Here is a 17,523-nt window from a genome sequence, read left to right as displayed (position 1 = left end):
CTTATCTGCCCTCCTTCAGCTTCATCAACGCCTCTACAACGGCATCCGGCGTCGGTACAAAGCCGCCTGTCGTGCCGTAGAATTCCACCGGAACCTTTCCGCTCACAGAAAGCCGTACGTCCTCGATCATCTGGCCTGTGTTCATTTCCACACACAGCATTCCTTTCACCCGTTCCGCCGCTTTCGCAAAAGTCTCTGTCGGGAACGGCCACAGAGTGATCGGCCGGATCACGCCAACCTTTACGCCCATTTCGCGCGCCTTGAGGGCCGCATTTTTCGCGATGCGTGCTGTAGTTCCGAACGCTGCTATGATATAATCCGCATCCTCACACATGATCTCCTGTACGCGCGTTTCATTTTTTGTGATCTCAGCATATTTTGCCTGAAGCTGACGGTTGACCTCTTCCATTGCTTCCGCTTCGATATACAGAGAATTCACGATATTACGCGGACGCGATTTATCCCGCCAGCCGTTTGCCGCCCATGTTTTCTCCGGCAGCTTACGGCTCTGATGCTCCTTAAACTCCACCGGTTCCATCATCTGGCCGATCATACCGTCCCCGAGAATCATGACCGGCGTGCGGTACTGGTCCGCAATGTCAAAGCCTTCAGCAACGAGATCTGCCGCTTCCTGCACGCTCGAGGGCGCAAGGACGACCAAGTGGTAATCTCCGTGTCCGCCGCCCTTTGTTGCTTGGAAATAGTCTCCCTGCGAGGGCAGGATACCGCCGAGCCCCGGCCCGGAACGAATAATATTTACGATCAGACAGGGAAGCTGCGCGCATGCGATATAGCTGATCCCCTCCTGCTTTAAACTGATCCCCGGCGAAGATGAGGACGTCATCGCCCGCGCTCCCGCGCCTGCCGCACCATACACCATGTTGATCGCGGATACTTCGCTTTCTGCCTGAATAAATGTTCCGCCTACCTGCGGCATGCGTTTTGACATATACTCAGGAATCTGATTCTGAGGCGTGATCGGATAACCAAAAAAATGCGTGCATCCAGCTTTGATCGCCGCCTCCGCAATCGCCTCATTTCCTTTCATCAATACCTTAGCCATAGTAATTCACCTATCCTAAAAATTTAAATAGTTTTATCTGTCTACTTCAAGTGCACAATCCGGACACATACGCGCGCAGGACGCACAGCCAATGCAATCCTCCGGGCGCTCGATCCCGATCGGATGATACCCCTTTGCATTCAGGTGCGACCTATCGATCGCCAAAAGATTCTTCGGGCAAGCCCCGATGCACAGCCCGCACCCTTTGCAGGTGTCTTCATAAATTGTTAACTTCGCCATTGTTTCTCACCTTTTTATGTAAATTTTCTTTTTTCTTCTGACAAAATGCCAAAAACACTTCTAAATAGGATATCACTTTTCATCTTCACCGTCAACAAGCCAATCCGGAAAAGTATAGATGGTAAGCGGTATTTCCTCCGCTCCCTCTCCATACGGACGGAATGCGGAGAGGATATCCGGCGTGCCGGAAACATACGAAACCGGCACGCCCGTTCGCTCGCTGACTGCCCGGCATATCTCCTGTCCGTAAACAAGTTCTTCGGCCGTCGTTTCCCTGCCAAGATTCGTATTGTTGATCAGTCCGTCCACCTGAAGCCGGATACGCGTACTGATCTGCTCCATCATTTCCACGACTTCATCTGCCGTCTGCTGCAGCGGCCGGCGGGCGTTGATCACATAATACAGCATCGTTTCGCTCCGGTGAGCGCTGAATTCTCCGAACAGGCCTCCGAGCGCAGCCGCCCCCACCGGATCGCCGCCCGCGTCGAATACTGCCGCCTCGCTTTCGAACGCCGCCATCACTTCCGCCGACAGAACGGGAACGTCTACATTCGTGTTGGCGTAAGGCGGTGCGATCAGCCGCACGCCATGTTCTGTCAGGAGCGTTTCACTCTCTGCGCTTCTGAAATATGGGTTTACAACGTCCATGTCCACAAGCACCGTCTGTTTTTCCGCTGCAAGACGGAGCGCCGTATTCAGCGATATCTCTGTTTTCCCGCTTCCGTAATTTCCTGCAAATATATTGAATCTTTTCATCCTGTCCTCCGGTCAGCAAAGGCACCCTTGCAGGTGCCCTCGCATCTTTTTCATCTTTTCAGCGTTTGTCTTTCCGTTCAGCTTACCGTCACCGTAACGCTCGGCGACGAAGCCACCGGCCGCACGCCTAGATCCGGCTCATTTTCAAATTTCACCGGAACGTTCCGATGGATTCCGCGTCCAAGTCCTGCGAGATCTACAAACGGTCTTAGGCGCAAAGCGGAAAAATCATCGAGCGCTGCCTGCGTTCCAAAAACCGTGATATCCGCCGCCGACGGCGAAATGGAAACTTCAAGGCTGTCGTCTTCCAGATTTCTCGCCGCTATTTCGACCCCCGAATAGGTCCTGCTCAGCTCCGGCTGCGTTATCGCAAACCGCACCTGCACCACGGAGGGCTCAGCCGCCACTACGCCGTCCGGCAGTCTGACGCTTGCTTCTACAACCGTATCTCCCGCAGCGCCATCCAAATCGATCGCTTCGAGCGTGACCGATTCGATCGTTTCGATATTTTCAAGCGCTCCCGCAATATAGACGGTCTGCGGTTCCACCGTAACGCCGGTGATCTCATATCCCTCCGCCAGTCCGGTCGTCGTATTGCTGACCGCAGTCAAATCGATGCCGACTTCCTTTTCCGGATAAACCGGTACCTCGGCGATGACCGACGTGCTCCCCGTAAAGAGATTAGAGCGTATCTCCTCGCCGTCGCTGTCTACAAAGCTTACCGTATAGCTTGCCGTGGTCGGCTCCATCATATCCTCTGCATTAATGGTGCATACCGCCCGCGCTACCTTTTCTACGTTAGAACGCGCTCCCGTCACATCGACTGTCTCCGTCTCCAGAATCGGCTCTCCGTAATAAAAGCCCTCCTGCTGGTTGATCAGCTGGATATCCACCGGAACAGTGCGGGTAACGATCTCTTCTATATTTACCGTGATCGTAGAGGGCTCCACGCTCACGATATGTCCTTGTGTCAGTGTCGTCGCCCCTTCTACCCGAAGCACATATTCTCCTGCTTCATTGATCTGCGAAAGGTCTACCGAGACCTCCAGCATGTTTTCGTTCCAATAGTCGAGCGCATCCGCCGGAGCCTCTGCCGTGACCGTCACTGAATTTAAAATCTCCGTCAGCGGGGTGGAAGAGGTAAGGCCCTTTTGGCGCAGCTCGTCCGCCGCTGTATAGGTGACGGGGATATCCTGAAATATTTTTGTACGGGTCGGGTTCTCTTCTGCGATGACAAAGCTCCAGAGAATAAAGGCAAAAACAAGCGCGACCAGCTTCATTTTCCAGTTCTGTACGAACAGACGTTTTATGATTGCGGCGATCTTGCTCATTTGTCGTCACCCACCTTGCGCTTGAACCGGAAAGATACGAACTTTCCATCGTTTTTCTGCTCTCGCTGCGGCATATACAGCTCGGAAAGGATATCCTTCAGCGCCTTTGCATCGATATAACGTTTTAAGACGCCGTCATAGGCAAATGAAATGATTCCCTTTTCCTCAGAGACGACGATCACATACGCATCCGAAACTTCTGAAATACCAAGGGAAGCGCGATGCCTCGTTCCAAGCTCCTGTGCCACTTGCTTGTTGTCTGAAAGCGGAAGGAAGCAGCCTGCGCCGACGATGCGGTCGTCCCGCAGGATCATTGCGCCGTCATGCAGCGGCGTGTTCGGATAAAAGATATTTTCGATCAATTCGCTCGATATTTCCGCATCCAGCATGGTCCCGGAATCCAATACGTCCGCAAGACCTGTTTTGCGTTCAAAAACAAGGATCGCTCCCACTTTTTGTTTCGACATGCTGAGCACAGCGCGGGAGATCTCCTCTATGATCCGCTCCGCATTTTGTATCTGCACCTGCGCCTTGCTTGCAAAGCTGAATATTTTTCCCCGGCCAAGCGTTTCAAGCGCCCGCCGGATCTCCGGCTGGAATAGGATCACAATAACGACTGCGCCTGCCGGGATGATCGCATTCATGAGCCATGTCGCGGTTTGCAGCCCCATCGCTACAAATATGCGTGCTAAAATCAAAATCACGCCGAGGCCTATCAACACGCGGATCGCCCGCGTTTTGGCCAAAAGCTTGATCAGCCAATATAGTATAAGCGCTACGATAATGATGTCAACCACGTCAAGCCAGTTGAACGCCATCAGGCTGTTTCTAAGCGGTCCCCAGAAGTCTACCAAAGCTCCCCCCTGTTAATGATCCTCGTTTTTCCTATCCTCTCATGCAAAGCAGCATCGTAAGGTCGTCCTCCGGCTTGCTGTGCAGTTCTTCCCTCACTTCGCTGATAAAGCGTCTGCTGCTGAACGGCTCTTTCCCGAGCAGCTCAAACAGCCTGTCCTTCACCTTAGGGTCACTGTGGATATGATCCACGCCATCCGTATAGATCAGCATCCGCATCCCTTTTTCAAACTCAAAAAAGCCGTCTTCAAATTTTTCCCCGCCAAACCAATCGCAAAGCGGATGAGAGGGCATATATAATTCCTCAAACCGTTCCTCATGACAAATGACCGGCATAACGGAAAAGCCCGCGTTCGAATATGCCGCCCGGTTCGTCTTCAGGTCCACCACCGTCATAAAGGCCGTGATATAGATAGAATCTGAAAGATTCAGGTCTAAATATTCTTTTTCCGCATAGCCCAATATCTCGGACGGCAGAAAATTTCCCATCAAGCAGGCTGCCCGGACTACGCGCGAAAAAAATACCGCCAGCATAGCGGGCATCACGCCGTGCCCCGAAACATCAGCGACATACATGACCAGCTTATCGCCATAGACCGTACAGTCATAAATATCTCCGCCTACGGCTTCGCATGGAAAAAATCCTGCAGAAAGCTCATATCCGCCTCCCACCTTAGGAAGCGCCCCCTTTACAAGGGCCTCCTGCAGCTTTCGTGCCAGCTGCAGGTCTTTTTGCATTTTAGCATTCTGCATAAGCAGATTCTGCTTGATATTATAATCGAGCGTGATATCCCGGAACACCTCAACAGCGGCGAGCGTTTTATCTCCCTCGTCTTTCAGCGGCGAGACCGTCACCGAATATACTCTGCCGGAAAGCTTACGCGTCAGCCTCTGCGTCTCTCCTGTCAGGATCACTTCCCGCGATAAACACCGCTCGCACCTCGCATCCTGATGAAACGGAGCGTAGCATTCCATCCCTTCTTCATATCCGAAGCGCTCGTCAAAAGCACTATTTGTCATCAGGACCTTTCCGTCCCTGCCGATCACACGCACCATGTCGCTCATGGCATTGATGATCGACGTAATGTATTCTGTGCTGTATGTCACGCGGTTCAAAAATCAGTCTCCTTCATATTCATCCAAAAGCGCCTGCAGACGCGTGATCGTAATGCCAATTTCACCGCACGTCTCATTCTGCTTCAGAAGCTCTCCGTCGGTCAGCGGCCTGCCCAATGCGATCCTTTCAGAACTCATCTGGTTCAGCTTTTCGCGCTCTTTGGCAAACTCGCGCATTTTATCGTCCAGCTCGCGCAGCATCTCGCTTTTCTTATTGTCCTCTTTTTCTTTCATTTTCAGCGCTCCTGCTCTTCCGCCAGCATCGCAGCCAATATCCCGTTTCTCGCAAAAACACGGATGCCCCGCTTTTGCGTACAATATACCGTCACCTTATCTTCCGATATCCCGCGCACATAAACTCTGCGCTGCGTGAGCCCCTTTTTTCCCTGATATACAACGATCACGGGCCTGTCTTCACGCTGTGCAAAAGACAGCGTATGGTCAATTACGTCCATTTTGTCCTTTGCCGCCTGTTTCCCGACATTTTTCTTACTATAATAGTAACATAAACCGTATTCTTTGTTAACAAAATTTCCGTAAATTTTTTATGTCTATGCTTTCTCATCTATGCCGATACATGGTATAATAACCTCAAGGTATGAATAATGGATATGACAATGTGGATGTTTCAAACGATCGGCACGGCTGCTTTTTTTGCAGGCGTCGTATTGCTCCTCGTCGAACTCGCGCGGCGCGGCCTCACAAAATTGAGCGCCCTTTCCTACGCCTGTTTCGTCGCGAGCAGTATTTTTTTGTCAAACAGTATTCTTTCCTGCGTTCTTGCAATCGCAGGATTATCTGTCCTGTTCGGCATTCTTCTTTTCTTTTACCGCCGCGAGCAGCGGCGTACCAAAAGCAGAAGCGGCAGGCGTAAAGATAGGAGCAAGCCATGAAAATATGCCCTCTTTGCCATACAAAATTCGAAGATTCTGCTGAGTTCTGTCCAAACTGTAAGGCGCAGCTTGAAGACTGTGAAGAGGTCAAAAAAGAAGAACAAAAAAGGGTTCCGCGTTCTTTTTGGATCGCTCTGTTCGGAACCTTTGCGTTTATCGGCGGAATGATCCTGCTGTATAAGGTCGTATATGGCGCGCTGATGTAAGCTGTTCCAAAATGCTTCGGCATTAGACTGCCGCCGGATCGGCTCCGCTTGTCTTCGTAATAAAATAATTTAGTTTTTAATATCCGGAGGTATCTCATGTCAAAGCTTTCTAATCTTCGCAGCGTTACAAAGCGGCTGAAAAATCAGAAATGGAAACGGGCGTTCGCTATTATCAGAGATTACGGCTTCGCCCATTTTCTTTATAAAGTACGCGAAAAGATGATCTATGGCGATTCGGCCGCTTCTCAGAATCGGGATATCATCATCAACGAATCTTTTCTGAAAGACCCCCAGCATCCAAAAGGCTTCCACGCAGAATCCCGCGTAACTTTCATGACGCGTCCCCGTTTTCAAAATTTCTGGCGTATCGATATCCTCACACACGATCCGTCCGGAAAAGGAAAGCTTACACTGACTGTTTCTTCAGCAGACGGAACCGTTCTTCTTAAAACTGCTGCCGATCAGGTCGCTCATAATGATTTTACTTCCTTTTATTTTCTGCCGGTCATCGATGTGCTGCAGGTTCCCTGCTATTTCACCTTTGCATCAGATACGCCCGGCTGCGGCGTGCTGGTCAATCGCCGCAAGACCCGGCCCGGCTTTGAAGTCGAAGGCGGCGGCTGCGTCGCATGCAAGATCTATATGAATCATGACGCCACATATCTTCACTGGATCAAAAATAACGACCCTTCAGCAGAGGAGCTTGCACAGCAGCGCACGCATAGCTTTCCCTATATGCCCAAAATCAGCATCTTGGTGCCGCTCTATAATACGCCCGAGAAATTCCTGCGGCAAATGCTCGATTCTGTTGTACAGCAGACTTATGCCAACTGGGAGCTGTGCCTTGCGGACGGAAGCACGGCCACGGAGCAGCTCGGCGCGATCGTTTCTTCTTATAACGACCCCCGCATTATTTATCAGCGGCTTCCCGAAAACAAGGGGATCTCCGGCAATTCCAATGAAGCGATCAAAATGGCTACCGGCGAATATATCGCTCTCCTCGATCACGACGACACTCTGATGCCTCAGGCGCTGTATTCCAACGTCGCTATGCTCAATCAGGACCGCGATTATGAATTTATTTATTCCGATGAGGATAAAATAACGGAGAACGGCGAACAGCGCTTCGCTCCCTTCTTCAAACCTGATTTTTCTCCAGATATGCTGAATGCGTTCAATTATATCACACATTTTGTCGTCATTCGCAAAGCGCTGCTCGACACGGTAGGATATTTCCGCGCCGAATTCAACGGCGCGCAGGATTACGACCTGTTCCTCCGCCTGACGGAAAAAGCGAAGAAAATCGGACATATCCCGGATATTCTGTATCATTGGCGTGTGTCCTCCGAATCTACGGCGCTTGATTCCGGAGCCAAAAGCTATACGGTGGAAGCAGGACGCAGGGCTCTCGAGGCTTCTTTTCTGCGCAAAGGCATCACAAACGCACACGTCGCCAACAATAAGCTCGACAACTACTATATCACCAGCTACGATATCCCGCAGCCTCACCCGCTTATTTCCATCATCATCCCGAATAAGGATGAAAAAAAGACGCTGAAGCGCTGCATCGATTCCATTCTTTCGCAGTCTACCTATGATAATTTCGAGATCCTCATTGTCGAGAACAACAGTACCGGCAGCGAAATTTTCTCTTATTACGAAAGATTGAAGCGCGATCCGCGTATCCGCATACTCGAATGGCAGCATCCGTTCAACTACTCTTCTCTGAATAATTTTGCCGCAGAGCAGGCTAAAGGAGAGCTTTTGCTCTTTTTGAACAACGATATGTCTGTCATATCTCCCGACTGGCTCGAACAGATGGCAATGCACGCTATGCGTCCTGAGATCGGCGAAGTGGGCGCAAAATTATATTATCCAAATGATTTGATCCAGCATGGAGGGATCGTTTTGAAGATCGGCCCGGTAGCCGGTCATTCCCATAAGCATTTGAGCCGTTACGATGTCGGTTCGTTTGCCCGTATGATCCTTCCCCATAATGTCTCCGGTGTGACCGCCGCATGCGCTATGATGCGGGCCGAGGTGTTCCGGGAGGTAGGCGGATTCGACGAGCAATTCGTTGTCGCTTTCAATGACGTTGACCTTTCCCTAAAAATACGCGATAAGGGTTACCGCATTTTATGGACGCCATTTGCCGAGCTTTATCACTATGAGTCATTGACCCGCGGCTACGAAGATACGCCTGAAAAATGTAAACGCTTTGAGGGCGAACAAAAAAAATGGCTCGCTAAGTGGGATAAAAAATATCCCTACGATCCGTATTATAATCCCAATCTTACCGACCGCGCCGAGGATTATTCCGTCAATCCCGCTAAAAGAAAATATCCGATTTTTTGATTTCCCATCTGCGCGGCCGGGCCATACAAAGGTCCGTCCGTGCGGTTTTATACTTTTCGCATTGCATGAACGCATGTTCAATGTTAAAATGATATCATTATGGACTATCAAAACTGTGAGCTCCTGCTGTTCGGGCAGGACGAAAAACTGACGAACGAATTAGAAGATACCGGTATGCGCATTCATGCCCTGTCCGGCTCCGGATACTACGAAAGCCTGCGCCGCATATTAAAAGAAACCTCTGCTTCTTGTTTTATAACTGTAGCTGCGGCAGATCATTTCAGTGCGCAGGACATTTTGCAGGTAGCCGGCTTTTTGCTTGCCGATCCGGAAAAAGTTTATGCAGGGGAACGCAGAATGCCGGACAAGAAAGCTCTTCCGCAAACGGTTTATGGGTTTCTGTCCGGGATCGAAACAAAGGATATCACGACATCTCTTTACGGCGTGCCCCGCGAGGTCCTCGAGGCTCTCGCCGCCCTCAAGAAGCCGAAGGATGCTTCTTTGTTTCAGAATATTCCTCTTCAGGCCCGTTCAAAGGGTATTGCTGTAGAGACCGTACCGGCAGAGACCGTTCAAGAGGAAACGCCGGGCTGGAGTGTTCTCCTTTCCACAACGAAGCTCTATCAGGTTTTCATTAAATTCAGTATCGCTGCCTTTATTGCCTATCTTGTGGATATCGGCACTTTTTATCTGTTCCAAAAACTGTTTTCCGGGCTGGACGATGAGTTCAAGATCCTGACTGCAACGGTGTTATCCCGTATTCTTTGTTCCGTCGCGACCTATCTTCTGAATCGCGGCGCCGTATTCAATTCAGGGGCAAAGTCGGCCGGGACCGTTGTCCGATTTATTATTCTTGCCGTCGGACAGCTCATTGCATCATGGCTGCTCGTATGGGGCATCGGTTCCCTGCTTGGCGGCGGAGATGCGGTCAACACGATTCTCAAGATCATTGTCGACCTTGTGATCTTTCTTGCAAGCTTCACTATTCAGCGGGACTGGGTGTTCAAGGAGAGTAAAGGATTGCTGAAATGATTTGAAATATCATGATTTAGATGTTTCGTCATTTCCGATATTGTTTAATAATAGAACAGAAATCAAACGAGGAGTGAAACAAAATGAGTATCAAGCATATCAGTGAAGCACAATTTGATGCGGAAGTTCTTCAGGAAAAAGGTATTGTACTGGTAGATTTTTACGCCGACTGGTGCGGCCCCTGCCAAATGCTCGGTCCGATTCTGGAAGAAGTAGCAGCCGCTCTTGGAGACCGTGTCAAGATCGTTAAAGTCAATGTAGATGAAGCGCAGGGCCTCGCTCAGCAGTACGGCGTGATGTCTATCCCGACGGTATATCTGTTTGACGGCGGCGCTAAAATGTCCAAATTTGTAGGGGCAAAATCAAAGGATGAAATCATCGATTTTATCGAAAACGCCTAAAATTTTTTCAAAAGAAAAACACTCCCATTCGGGAGTGTTTTTTTGATTCATGCTTTCTTATACGGGGCAAACGTTGACCGCACGGATCTTGCTCGAATCGCGTGTATCCTGTTCGGTGTCATACGTTACTTTCTGACCTTCGGAAAGGGTTTTATATCCGTCAATCTGAATCGCCGAAAAATGTACGAATACATCATCGCCGCCATTGTCGTCCGAGATAAAGCCAAATCCTTTTTCTGCATTGAACCATTTTACCGTACCGCTGTTCATCAACCAGTACCTCCTAATAATAATAACCCACGTACGGGCAATCACAATATGCCGGAGGCATATCGGACTACAACCCGGCCATGAAACAAAAAACACATATTTTGCAAAGCATCTACCGTAATAAATGACTTGCAAAATATGTGAAATCATTAATACATCCGAATTGCTGATATGAATATAGCACGGAAGATACCGTTTTGTCAAGCATTCGATCGTCCTGTTCCACGATCTTTTTTATTTGATACAGCCGATACCGTAGTGTCGGATATTTTCACAAGGCCGCGGTGCGTTTCATAGCATAGCTTTGTATTATAAAAAATATGATCTTCTATCGGGCCGCCTTCTTTACTTCGCTGACCGTATTTTGAGAAATACCGCCCGATCAACAATATTAACGAGGCGGTATTTCTCCTCCAATATGGATTTTTGACTATATCCGGTTTATCCCGCAAGATAACCGCCGTCCACATAAACGGTCGTTCCAGTAATAAAATCACTTGCCGCGCTCGCAAGGAAGATACATATCCCGACAAAATCTTCCGGTTCCCCCAGCCGTCCGATCGGGATACGCGTGAGGAATTTCGTGCGTGCCGTATCGTCGTCAAACATCCATTGTGTAAGCTCCGAACGGAATACTGTTGGGCCGATCGCATTTACGTTGATGCCATATTCTCCCCATTCACACGCAAGAGATTTTGTCATCAGGTCGATAGCCGCTTTCGACGGGCTATACGCCGTATAATTCTTCATTCCCAGTTTTCCGCGTGTGGAGGATACAAGGATCACTTTTCCTCCTCTGCCCTGATCTGCCATCACTTTTCCAGTATATTTGCAGAAGAGCCATGTTCCAAGCACATTGGCATCCATGATCTGTTCCCATTCCTCACGCGTTTGGGAAAGGATCGGTTTGGGAGCGTTCATTCCCGCCGCTGTAACAAGGATATCGATCCCACCAAATTCGCGGACGGTCTCTTCCACTACGCGTACGACGTCTTCTTCCACTGCCGGATCACCTGCCGCATAAGCGCATTCGATCCCTTTTTCAGCAAGCTCTTTGCGCAAAGGCTCCAACTTCTTTTCCGAGCGTCCTGTCAGCATGACCTTTGCGCCCGCGAGCCCATAGCCCTCAGCCACTGCTTTTCCGAGATTACCGGTCGCTCCCGTCACAAGCGCGACTTTGCCCTGAATATCAAACATTGTTTCTATAAATTGTTTTTCCATTTTTTCTCCTCCTTTTATATTTTTTCTACGATTGTTGAAACGCCCATTCCGCCGCCTACGCACAGCGTCGCCAAACCATATTTCACATCGCGTCTTATCATCTCATGCAGGAGAGTGACTAAAATACGGCAGCCGGATGCGCCCACCGGGTGGCCAAGCGCAATGGCACCTCCATTTACGTTGACCCGCGCTGCATCCCATCCAAGCAGCATCCCGACTGCGATCGATTGCGCGGCAAACGCCTCGTTCGCCTCGATCAGGCCGATGTCGCGTATCTCCAGCTCTGCTTTTTTCAATGCTTTCTTTGTGCTTTTCACCGGACCTATCCCCATGACTGCAGGATCTACACCCGCAGATGCAGATGCCAAAATGCGTGCCATGGGTTTTACACTTAATTCATCTGCTTTCTCTTTACTCATCACAACAACGGCCGCCGCGCCATCATTGATACCGGAGGCATTAGCCGCCGTAACGGTCCCGTCCTTTTTGAATGCCGGGCGCAGCTTGGCAAGCCCCTCTGCCGTCACTCCATCCCGCGGGAATTCGTCTGTGTCGAACAGGAGCGTCTCTTTCCGCCTTTTGATCTCGACCGGAACGATCTCTTCTGCAAATTTTCCAGCTTTCCGTGCCTCTTCACATTTTTGCTGGCTCGAGGCTGCAAAGGCATCCTGCGTCTCACGCGAGATCCCGTAGCGCTCCGCTATATTTTCCGCCGTGAGCCCCATGTGGTATTGATGGAATGCGTCTGACAGCGCATCCTTTATCATCGTATCCACCAGTTCTCCATTGTTCATCCTGTACCCGAAACGGGCATCCATCAGCGCATAAGGCGCAGCGGACATATTCTCCGTTCCGCCCGCAACTATGATATCCGCTTCCCCTGCGGCGATCAGGGCAGCCGCCGTATTCACGGCTTTCAGGCCGGAGCCGCAAACATTGTTCAGCGTCATTGCCGGCACATGCTCAGGAAGCCCGGCGAGCATCGCGGACTGGCGCGCAGCATTCTGTCCGAGGCCAGCCTGCAGCACACAGCCCATCAGCACCTCGTCCACCTGCATGGGCGGGACCCCCGCACGCCTAAGCGCTTCTTTGATTACGACCGCTCCCATTTCGCTCGCCGGTACACCCGCGAGCATACCGCCGAACTTTCCGATCGCCGTGCGCACGGCTCCTGCCAGCACGATCTCCTTTTTCATTTTAAACATCCCTCCTGTCGTCTGTTCGGCAGCGATGCCGCCGATCTGTTATCCTTTCCATACTTTTGGCAGGCCGCCCTGAAAACACTCATTTGTTTTCATCACACCGATCTCCTCCGGCAGGATCAGGGGCGCGCCCGTTGCCTCCTGCACATCATTTACCATATATCCTTCCGCGATCTCGCGCAGCAAAAGCCCATCCGGCGTCACGTCGATCACTGCCATATCGGTTATGATCCTGTCCACAACGCCAGCTGCCGTCAGCGGGAACGTACATTCTCTGAGTATTTTATGGTTGCCTTTCGCCGTGTGCTCCATTGCCACGATCACACGCTTTGCGCCCACGACAAGATCCATCGCGCCGCCCATTCCCGGCACCTTTTTCCCCGGCACCATCCAGTTCGCAAGATTTCCCTTTTCGTCTACCTGCAGCGCGCCCAGCACTGTCACGTCAACATGCCCACCCCGGATGATTGCGAAAGATGCGGCGCTGTCCACAAATACCGCGCCGGGCAAAACCGTAATGCAGCTGCCCCCGGCATTGACGATATCCTTGTCTTCTTTTCCTTTTTCCGCTGCAGGGCCGGTCCCGAGTATTCCAAGCTCCGCCTGCAGAACGACTTGAACGCCATCCGGTACATGATCCGCCACCATGGTAGGCAGTCCAATCCCCAGATTGACAACATCGCCGTCTTTCAGCTCCTGCGCAACGCGCTTCGCAATAAAATTTTTTTTATCCATCGTTTAATCCTCCGCCTGCACGAGCGCGTCGACGAATATCCCCGGTACTGTGACCAGCTCCGGATCGATCTCTCCTACCTCTACGATCTCTTCCGCCTCCACAACCACATAATCGGCTGCCGGCGCCATTACTGCGCCAAAATTTTTAGTTGATCCGCGCATAAAGCAGTTCCCGAACCGGTCCGCTTTCGTTGCGCGGATTAGGGCCACATCGCCGCGGAGCGCCGTCTCGAGCAGATATTCTCTGCCGTCGAACTCCCGCTTATCCTTTCCTTCCTCCACAACGGTACCCACGCCCACCGGCGTATAGAACCCTGCCAGTCCGGCCCCGGCCGCACGCAGCTTCTCCGCCAGCGTTCCCTGCGGAAACAGCGTTACGCTTCCCGGAGCGTCTATCATCATTTTCCCTGTCAGTGGATTCGCCCCAATATAGGACGCCACGACGCTTGTTACGCGTCCTGTCTCCATCAGCCGGATCATGTTCGTTTCCGCCGTCCCCGTATCATTCGAGACGACAGTAAGCATATCGGCGCTGCTTGCTTCAAGAACTGCGCGGATCAACGTCTCCGGACTCCCTGCCTGAAGAAAGCCTCCGACCAGAAGGGTGTCCCCGTTTTTGATCTTTTTTACGGCGTTTTCCGCCGTCGTGATTTTTTCCATTTCAGTACTTCCTCATTTCCACTTAGGAGGGTTCTTTTGCAGGCAGACCAAGTATCCGGCGCGCCTCGTCCGGCGTGGCCGGTTCGCAGTTATATTCCCGCAGGACGCGCACCGCACGCGCAACAAACTGCATGTTGCTTTCGGCAGCGACGCCCTTTTTATATAGAACATTATCCTCCATTCCCACCCGGATATTGCCGCCCAGCGCGATCGCGGCATACATGATCTCCATTGCTCCCGCGCCTACGCCGAAAGCGCTCCACGTACTTCCCGGTGCGACTGTCTCCATCGTATCTTTCATGAACACCAGATTTTTGGTAGTCGCGGCGATCCCGCCTGCAACGCCCATGCAGAACTGAAAATGCAGCGGTTTTTCAAGAATCTCTTTTTTCAGGAAATAACCTGCGTTGTATATCATACCCGGATCAAATACTTCAATCTCCGGCTTGACTTCCGCTTCGCGCATCATGCCCGCCAGCTTTTCCAAGAATTTCGGATTATTTTCAAAGACCGTCGTGTGCTGCCAGTTCATCGTACCGCAGTCAAAGGACGCCATTTCCGGTCTCAATTCATAAAAAGGCCGCAAACGGTCTTCCTCTTTCAGATTTACGCCGCCGCTCGTTGTGATGTTCAATATGATATCGCAGTCCTTGTGAGCACGGATAAGAGAGACCGTTTTCTCAAATTTTTCAAATTCCATCGCAGCGCGTCCCTGATCGTCCCTGCAGTGGATATGCGCCACAGCTGCGCCCTCTTTCCAGCAATGATAAATTTCTTCCGCAATTTCCTCAGGCTCAAGGGGCACGTTCGGCGTGTTTTCCTTCGTTGGCCACGCTCCTGTTGTTGCAACCGTGATGATGCGTTTGTTTTTCAATCCTTCCATTGTCCTCTCCTTTTCTGAAAAGGGACCATACCTCCCAAAGGTACGGTCCCGCGCTATTTAGAATACACCGTAGGGATAGGTCCTTTCCGGCACGTCGTTCAGTTCCTCCTCGTCGATCTCCGCTACGCAGCGCGCCATTGAACCGTCGCCCATATACCAGCGGATCGGGAAGCAATAAAAACGGAACCGTTTCCCCGAAACCTTATCGAGGTCCCCTCCAAGGTTTTCCACGCCTACGATCCCATGCCCAAGCATCTGCTTGTGGCAGGGCTCCCACGTTCCCCAGCATCCAATGGCCTCAAGCTCGCCGAATTTCTCATCGTATGCCTCTTTGCCGTGCAGCTTGATATATAATTCTTTGTCGAATTCGGCATAAGCCTCTTCTCCGAATTGTTCAATATATTCTTCAGTGATCGGCTTTCCGGACGCTCCTATCAGATTCATACGCGTCATTCCGTTGTTTCCCATTGCTGTATGAAGCGGGTGGTCGAGCGCCTGCATATCCATCGCGACGCATTTCACCTTATGTTCTACGAACCACTTCCCCGCTTCCACGCCCGTTCCGCAGGAATAATGGTAATATTCCTTGGAATCGTCAAACCGGCGGTGCATTCCCGTATTCAGGCAGACGACCATGCCTTCGAGCTCTTCCGGCCTGATGCCCGCCCGTTCACAGGCGTCTTCAAGGTGTTCCGGACCGATAAGCCCCCAGCGTCCGATCCTGATCTCGAGGCATACCGCCTCGCCCGTATAGGCATCCACTGGCATTTCATGTGTATAACGCGCCCGCCGTCCGTCGAATTCGCGTTCCATCACATGACGCGGCGCGTCGCAGTGGGTCCCTGTGTGCATCGTACAGCAGATAGACTGCGTCAGGACGCCCCCCTTTGCCATCGTATGCTTGCTGTCGATCAGCGGCTTATCAAAATATGGCCAGCGCGGTATTTCAGCGCCAAACGGGTGTGTAAGGTCTACAAATATTTTCTTTCCCATTTTTTACTCCTTTTCCTTATTGATCTGATCTATAAGATATTCGTTCAGTCCTACTGTCCTATCCAGCATTTCCCTTTCGGATAAATCATAAAAGCCATGTCCGCCGGACTTGAAGCCAAGTCTTCCCTCGTTTACAAGTTCTTCCAATAAAGGAGAAGGTTCATGAGAATCCTCCAAATATTTCAGAACATAGCGATGTATACTGAGCGTCAGGTCGAGGCCGACCATATCTGCATTTTCCAGCGGCGCTATCCGTGGCAGGCGCAGGCCCGGCCCATATTTCAAAGCCATATCCACCGTCTGCGCGTCTGCGATCCCGTGCTCCACGAGAGAGACCGCTTCCCGCCACAGGGCATGCTGCAAACGGTTCGCTATAAAGCCGGGAACATCTTTTTCGCACACTACCGGCTTTTTCCCCGCCTGCCGCAGCTCCCTTGCGCACAGTTCGGCAATATCCTGCCGTGTCTCTTTCGTTTTGACCAGTTCTACAAGAGGCATAAGGTGGGCCGGGTTCCAAAAATGCATACCGATGAACCGCCCCTTGTGTTTCAGATCCTCCGCTATCTCTGTCGGGCTCATCACCGATGTGTTGGTCGCGAAAACCGTTTCCGTCCCGCACAATGCCTCGAGCTCGGCGAACACCCCACGTTTGATCTGCATATCCTCAAACACACATTCTACGACCAGCTCCGCCTCTTCCACTGCCTTTTGGAGGTGGGAGCAGAAGCCAATATGCTCAAGAACGTACTTTTTATATTCCTCATCGGCTGCGCATTTGCCGATCATGATATCGATATTGGCTTCTACTTTCCCAATAGGATCTATACCGATATTGGTATCGTATAGCGTAACTGTTTTTCCCGCCGCTGCAAAGACCTGCGCGATAGAGCATCCCATCAATCCCGCACCCACCACGGCGACCTTTTTTATCTTATCCACTATATTTTCTCCGTCAGTCCGGATAATTGATGATGACCAGCATTCTGGCGGGCAGGTTGCTTTCATTGGAAAGGCAACGCCCTTCGTTGGGTGCGAATGCGATCGCCTCATCCTTACGGATCACATATTCCTTTCCTTGCTTATCACGCACGGTCATCTCTCCCTCCAGCACGTAATATACTTTTTCGAGCGGATTGTCTTCATAGGCATACTCTGCCCCGCCGCCCGGCAGGAAGGTCGAGAGACCCACCCAGAACTTCTGTGCGCCCGTCTCGTCCTTTCCGTGGACACGCATCGCCGTCATGCCATAATGCCCCGGCGCTTCGTAGGCTTTTAATTCTTCCAAACTTATTTTTTTCATCGCTTTTTCCTTTC

Annotated in this window: 22 protein-coding genes; 5 read left to right on the top strand and 17 right to left on the bottom strand. The window is 51.2% G+C overall.

Features of this window, described 5'->3' with window-relative positions; translation table 11 throughout:
- Position 1 precedes the first annotated feature (1 nt).
- The 8 genes from PUP29_RS11975 to PUP29_RS11940 form a co-directional block, all read right to left on the bottom strand.
- Complete coding sequence (locus PUP29_RS11975; protein ID WP_079545509.1) at positions 2–1,063, bottom strand: 3-methyl-2-oxobutanoate dehydrogenase subunit VorB; 1,062 nt, start codon at positions 1,061–1,063, stop codon at positions 2–4.
- Positions 1,064–1,096: 33 nt separating this feature from the next.
- Positions 1,097–1,303, bottom strand: coding sequence for a 4Fe-4S dicluster domain-containing protein (locus PUP29_RS11970; RefSeq protein WP_079545511.1), 207 nt, complete (start codon positions 1,301–1,303; stop codon positions 1,097–1,099).
- Positions 1,304–1,375: 72 nt separating this feature from the next.
- Positions 1,376–2,059, bottom strand: a complete 684-nt coding sequence (locus tag PUP29_RS11965; RefSeq protein ID WP_079545512.1) for a hypothetical protein — start codon at positions 2,057–2,059, stop codon at positions 1,376–1,378.
- Positions 2,060–2,136: 77 nt separating this feature from the next.
- Positions 2,137–3,390: a CdaR family protein gene (locus tag PUP29_RS11960; RefSeq protein ID WP_079545514.1), complete on the bottom strand. Its 1,254-nt coding sequence runs from the start codon at positions 3,388–3,390 to the stop codon at positions 2,137–2,139.
- Positions 3,387–4,244 carry a diadenylate cyclase CdaA gene (gene cdaA / locus PUP29_RS11955; RefSeq protein WP_353423438.1) on the bottom strand — a complete coding sequence of 286 codons (858 nt, stop codon included), beginning with the start codon at positions 4,242–4,244 and terminating at the stop codon, positions 3,387–3,389. Before cdaA ends, PUP29_RS11960 begins: the two co-directional genes overlap by 4 nt.
- A gap of 31 nt (positions 4,245–4,275) precedes the next feature.
- Entirely contained in the window at positions 4,276–5,349 is a 1,074-nt protein-coding gene (locus tag PUP29_RS11950; RefSeq protein ID WP_353424080.1) for a SpoIIE family protein phosphatase, read from the bottom strand.
- 12 nt (positions 5,350–5,361) lie between these two features.
- Complete coding sequence (locus PUP29_RS11945) at positions 5,362–5,592, bottom strand: hypothetical protein (protein WP_079545517.1); 231 nt, start codon at positions 5,590–5,592, stop codon at positions 5,362–5,364.
- Between the two features lie 2 nt (positions 5,593–5,594).
- The gene (locus PUP29_RS11940) at positions 5,595–5,813 is read right to left on the bottom strand and encodes a hypothetical protein (RefSeq protein ID WP_079545519.1); all 219 of its coding nucleotides are present in this window, start codon (positions 5,811–5,813) and stop codon (positions 5,595–5,597) included.
- A gap of 156 nt (positions 5,814–5,969) precedes the next feature.
- Between PUP29_RS11940 and PUP29_RS11935 the strand changes: the two genes are divergently transcribed.
- The 5 genes from PUP29_RS11935 (at position 5,970) to trxA (ending at position 10,245) form a co-directional block, all read left to right on the top strand.
- Positions 5,970–6,251 (top strand): hypothetical protein, encoded by a 282-nt coding sequence (locus tag PUP29_RS11935; RefSeq protein ID WP_353423437.1) that lies wholly within the window; start codon positions 5,970–5,972, stop codon positions 6,249–6,251.
- A complete protein-coding gene (locus PUP29_RS11930) occupies positions 6,248–6,457 on the top strand; it encodes a hypothetical protein (protein WP_079545523.1) in 210 nt (69 codons plus the stop codon). The genes PUP29_RS11935 and PUP29_RS11930 overlap by 4 nt, the downstream gene beginning before the upstream one ends.
- Positions 6,458–6,553: 96 nt before the next feature.
- A complete protein-coding gene (locus tag PUP29_RS11925) occupies positions 6,554–8,812 on the top strand; it encodes a glycosyltransferase family 2 protein (RefSeq protein ID WP_079545525.1) in 2,259 nt (752 codons plus the stop codon).
- Positions 8,813–8,911: 99 nt separating this feature from the next.
- Positions 8,912–9,844 carry a GtrA family protein gene (locus tag PUP29_RS11920; RefSeq protein ID WP_079545527.1) on the top strand — a complete coding sequence of 311 codons (933 nt, stop codon included), beginning with the start codon at positions 8,912–8,914 and terminating at the stop codon, positions 9,842–9,844.
- Positions 9,845–9,927: 83 nt separating this feature from the next.
- A complete protein-coding gene (gene trxA / locus PUP29_RS11915; protein WP_079545529.1) occupies positions 9,928–10,245 on the top strand; it encodes a thioredoxin in 318 nt (105 codons plus the stop codon).
- A 57-nt stretch (positions 10,246–10,302) separates the two neighbouring features.
- Here the strand turns inward: trxA and PUP29_RS11910 are convergent, their stop codons facing one another.
- The 9 genes from PUP29_RS11910 to PUP29_RS11870 form a co-directional block, all read right to left on the bottom strand.
- On the bottom strand, positions 10,303–10,515 hold the full coding sequence (locus tag PUP29_RS11910; RefSeq protein WP_079545531.1) for a cold-shock protein: 213 nt from the start codon (positions 10,513–10,515) through the stop codon (positions 10,303–10,305).
- 441 nt (positions 10,516–10,956) lie between these two features.
- Positions 10,957–11,736 carry an SDR family NAD(P)-dependent oxidoreductase gene (locus PUP29_RS11905; RefSeq protein ID WP_079545536.1) on the bottom strand — a complete coding sequence of 260 codons (780 nt, stop codon included), beginning with the start codon at positions 11,734–11,736 and terminating at the stop codon, positions 10,957–10,959.
- Positions 11,737–11,750: 14 nt separating this feature from the next.
- A complete protein-coding gene (locus PUP29_RS11900) occupies positions 11,751–12,932 on the bottom strand; it encodes an acetyl-CoA C-acetyltransferase (protein WP_079545538.1) in 1,182 nt (393 codons plus the stop codon).
- A gap of 48 nt (positions 12,933–12,980) precedes the next feature.
- Positions 12,981–13,673 carry a 3-oxoacid CoA-transferase subunit B gene (locus tag PUP29_RS11895; protein WP_353423436.1) on the bottom strand — a complete coding sequence of 231 codons (693 nt, stop codon included), beginning with the start codon at positions 13,671–13,673 and terminating at the stop codon, positions 12,981–12,983.
- Between the two features lie 3 nt (positions 13,674–13,676).
- Positions 13,677–14,333 (bottom strand): CoA transferase subunit A, encoded by a 657-nt coding sequence (locus tag PUP29_RS11890; RefSeq protein WP_079545541.1) that lies wholly within the window; start codon positions 14,331–14,333, stop codon positions 13,677–13,679.
- Positions 14,334–14,355: 22 nt separating this feature from the next.
- Positions 14,356–15,216, bottom strand: coding sequence for a 3-keto-5-aminohexanoate cleavage protein (locus PUP29_RS11885; protein WP_079545543.1), 861 nt, complete (start codon positions 15,214–15,216; stop codon positions 14,356–14,358).
- A 57-nt stretch (positions 15,217–15,273) separates the two neighbouring features.
- Positions 15,274–16,209 (bottom strand): cyclase family protein, encoded by a 936-nt coding sequence (locus tag PUP29_RS11880; protein ID WP_079545545.1) that lies wholly within the window; start codon positions 16,207–16,209, stop codon positions 15,274–15,276.
- 3 nt (positions 16,210–16,212) lie between these two features.
- On the bottom strand, positions 16,213–17,148 hold the full coding sequence (locus PUP29_RS11875) for a 3-hydroxyacyl-CoA dehydrogenase family protein (RefSeq protein ID WP_079545547.1): 936 nt from the start codon (positions 17,146–17,148) through the stop codon (positions 16,213–16,215).
- Positions 17,149–17,161: 13 nt separating this feature from the next.
- Positions 17,162–17,509 carry a cupin domain-containing protein gene (locus PUP29_RS11870; RefSeq protein WP_079545549.1) on the bottom strand — a complete coding sequence of 116 codons (348 nt, stop codon included), beginning with the start codon at positions 17,507–17,509 and terminating at the stop codon, positions 17,162–17,164.
- Positions 17,510–17,523: the final 14 nt, after the last annotated feature.

This window comes from Christensenella massiliensis (genome assembly GCF_040409835.1).
In the GTDB taxonomy this organism is placed as follows: domain Bacteria; phylum Bacillota; class Clostridia; order Christensenellales; family Christensenellaceae; genus Christensenella; species Christensenella massiliensis.
Note: the sequence above shows the minus strand (reverse complement) of the source record. Positions and strands in the feature narration are given on the sequence as shown.

Bases quoted from the DNA above. Each gene is read 5' to 3' on its own strand.
- PUP29_RS11975 (WP_079545509.1), bottom strand. From the start codon at position 1,063: ATGGCTAAGGTATTGATGAAAGGAAATGAGGCGATTGCGGAGGCGGCG.
- PUP29_RS11970 (WP_079545511.1), bottom strand. From the start codon at position 1,303: ATGGCGAAGTTAACAATTTATGAAGACACCTGCAAAGGGTGCGGGCTG.
- PUP29_RS11965 (WP_079545512.1), bottom strand. From the start codon at position 2,059: ATGAAAAGATTCAATATATTTGCAGGAAATTACGGAAGCGGGAAAACA.
- PUP29_RS11960 (WP_079545514.1), bottom strand. From the start codon at position 3,390: ATGAGCAAGATCGCCGCAATCATAAAACGTCTGTTCGTACAGAACTGG.
- PUP29_RS11945 (WP_079545517.1), bottom strand. From the start codon at position 5,592: ATGAAAGAAAAAGAGGACAATAAGAAAAGCGAGATGCTGCGCGAGCTG.
- PUP29_RS11940 (WP_079545519.1), bottom strand. From the start codon at position 5,813: ATGGACGTAATTGACCATACGCTGTCTTTTGCACAGCGTGAAGACAGG.
- PUP29_RS11935 (WP_353423437.1), top strand. From the start codon at position 5,970: ATGACAATGTGGATGTTTCAAACGATCGGCACGGCTGCTTTTTTTGCA.
- PUP29_RS11930 (WP_079545523.1), top strand. From the start codon at position 6,248: ATGAAAATATGCCCTCTTTGCCATACAAAATTCGAAGATTCTGCTGAG.
- PUP29_RS11925 (WP_079545525.1), top strand. From the start codon at position 6,554: ATGTCAAAGCTTTCTAATCTTCGCAGCGTTACAAAGCGGCTGAAAAAT.
- PUP29_RS11920 (WP_079545527.1), top strand. From the start codon at position 8,912: ATGGACTATCAAAACTGTGAGCTCCTGCTGTTCGGGCAGGACGAAAAA.
- trxA (WP_079545529.1), top strand. From the start codon at position 9,928: ATGAGTATCAAGCATATCAGTGAAGCACAATTTGATGCGGAAGTTCTT.
- PUP29_RS11910 (WP_079545531.1), bottom strand. From the start codon at position 10,515: ATGAACAGCGGTACGGTAAAATGGTTCAATGCAGAAAAAGGATTTGGC.
- PUP29_RS11905 (WP_079545536.1), bottom strand. From the start codon at position 11,736: ATGGAAAAACAATTTATAGAAACAATGTTTGATATTCAGGGCAAAGTC.
- PUP29_RS11900 (WP_079545538.1), bottom strand. From the start codon at position 12,932: ATGAAAAAGGAGATCGTGCTGGCAGGAGCCGTGCGCACGGCGATCGGA.
- PUP29_RS11895 (WP_353423436.1), bottom strand. From the start codon at position 13,673: ATGGATAAAAAAAATTTTATTGCGAAGCGCGTTGCGCAGGAGCTGAAA.
- PUP29_RS11890 (WP_079545541.1), bottom strand. From the start codon at position 14,333: ATGGAAAAAATCACGACGGCGGAAAACGCCGTAAAAAAGATCAAAAAC.
- PUP29_RS11885 (WP_079545543.1), bottom strand. From the start codon at position 15,216: ATGGAAGGATTGAAAAACAAACGCATCATCACGGTTGCAACAACAGGA.
- PUP29_RS11880 (WP_079545545.1), bottom strand. From the start codon at position 16,209: ATGGGAAAGAAAATATTTGTAGACCTTACACACCCGTTTGGCGCTGAA.
- PUP29_RS11870 (WP_079545549.1), bottom strand. From the start codon at position 17,509: ATGAAAAAAATAAGTTTGGAAGAATTAAAAGCCTACGAAGCGCCGGGG.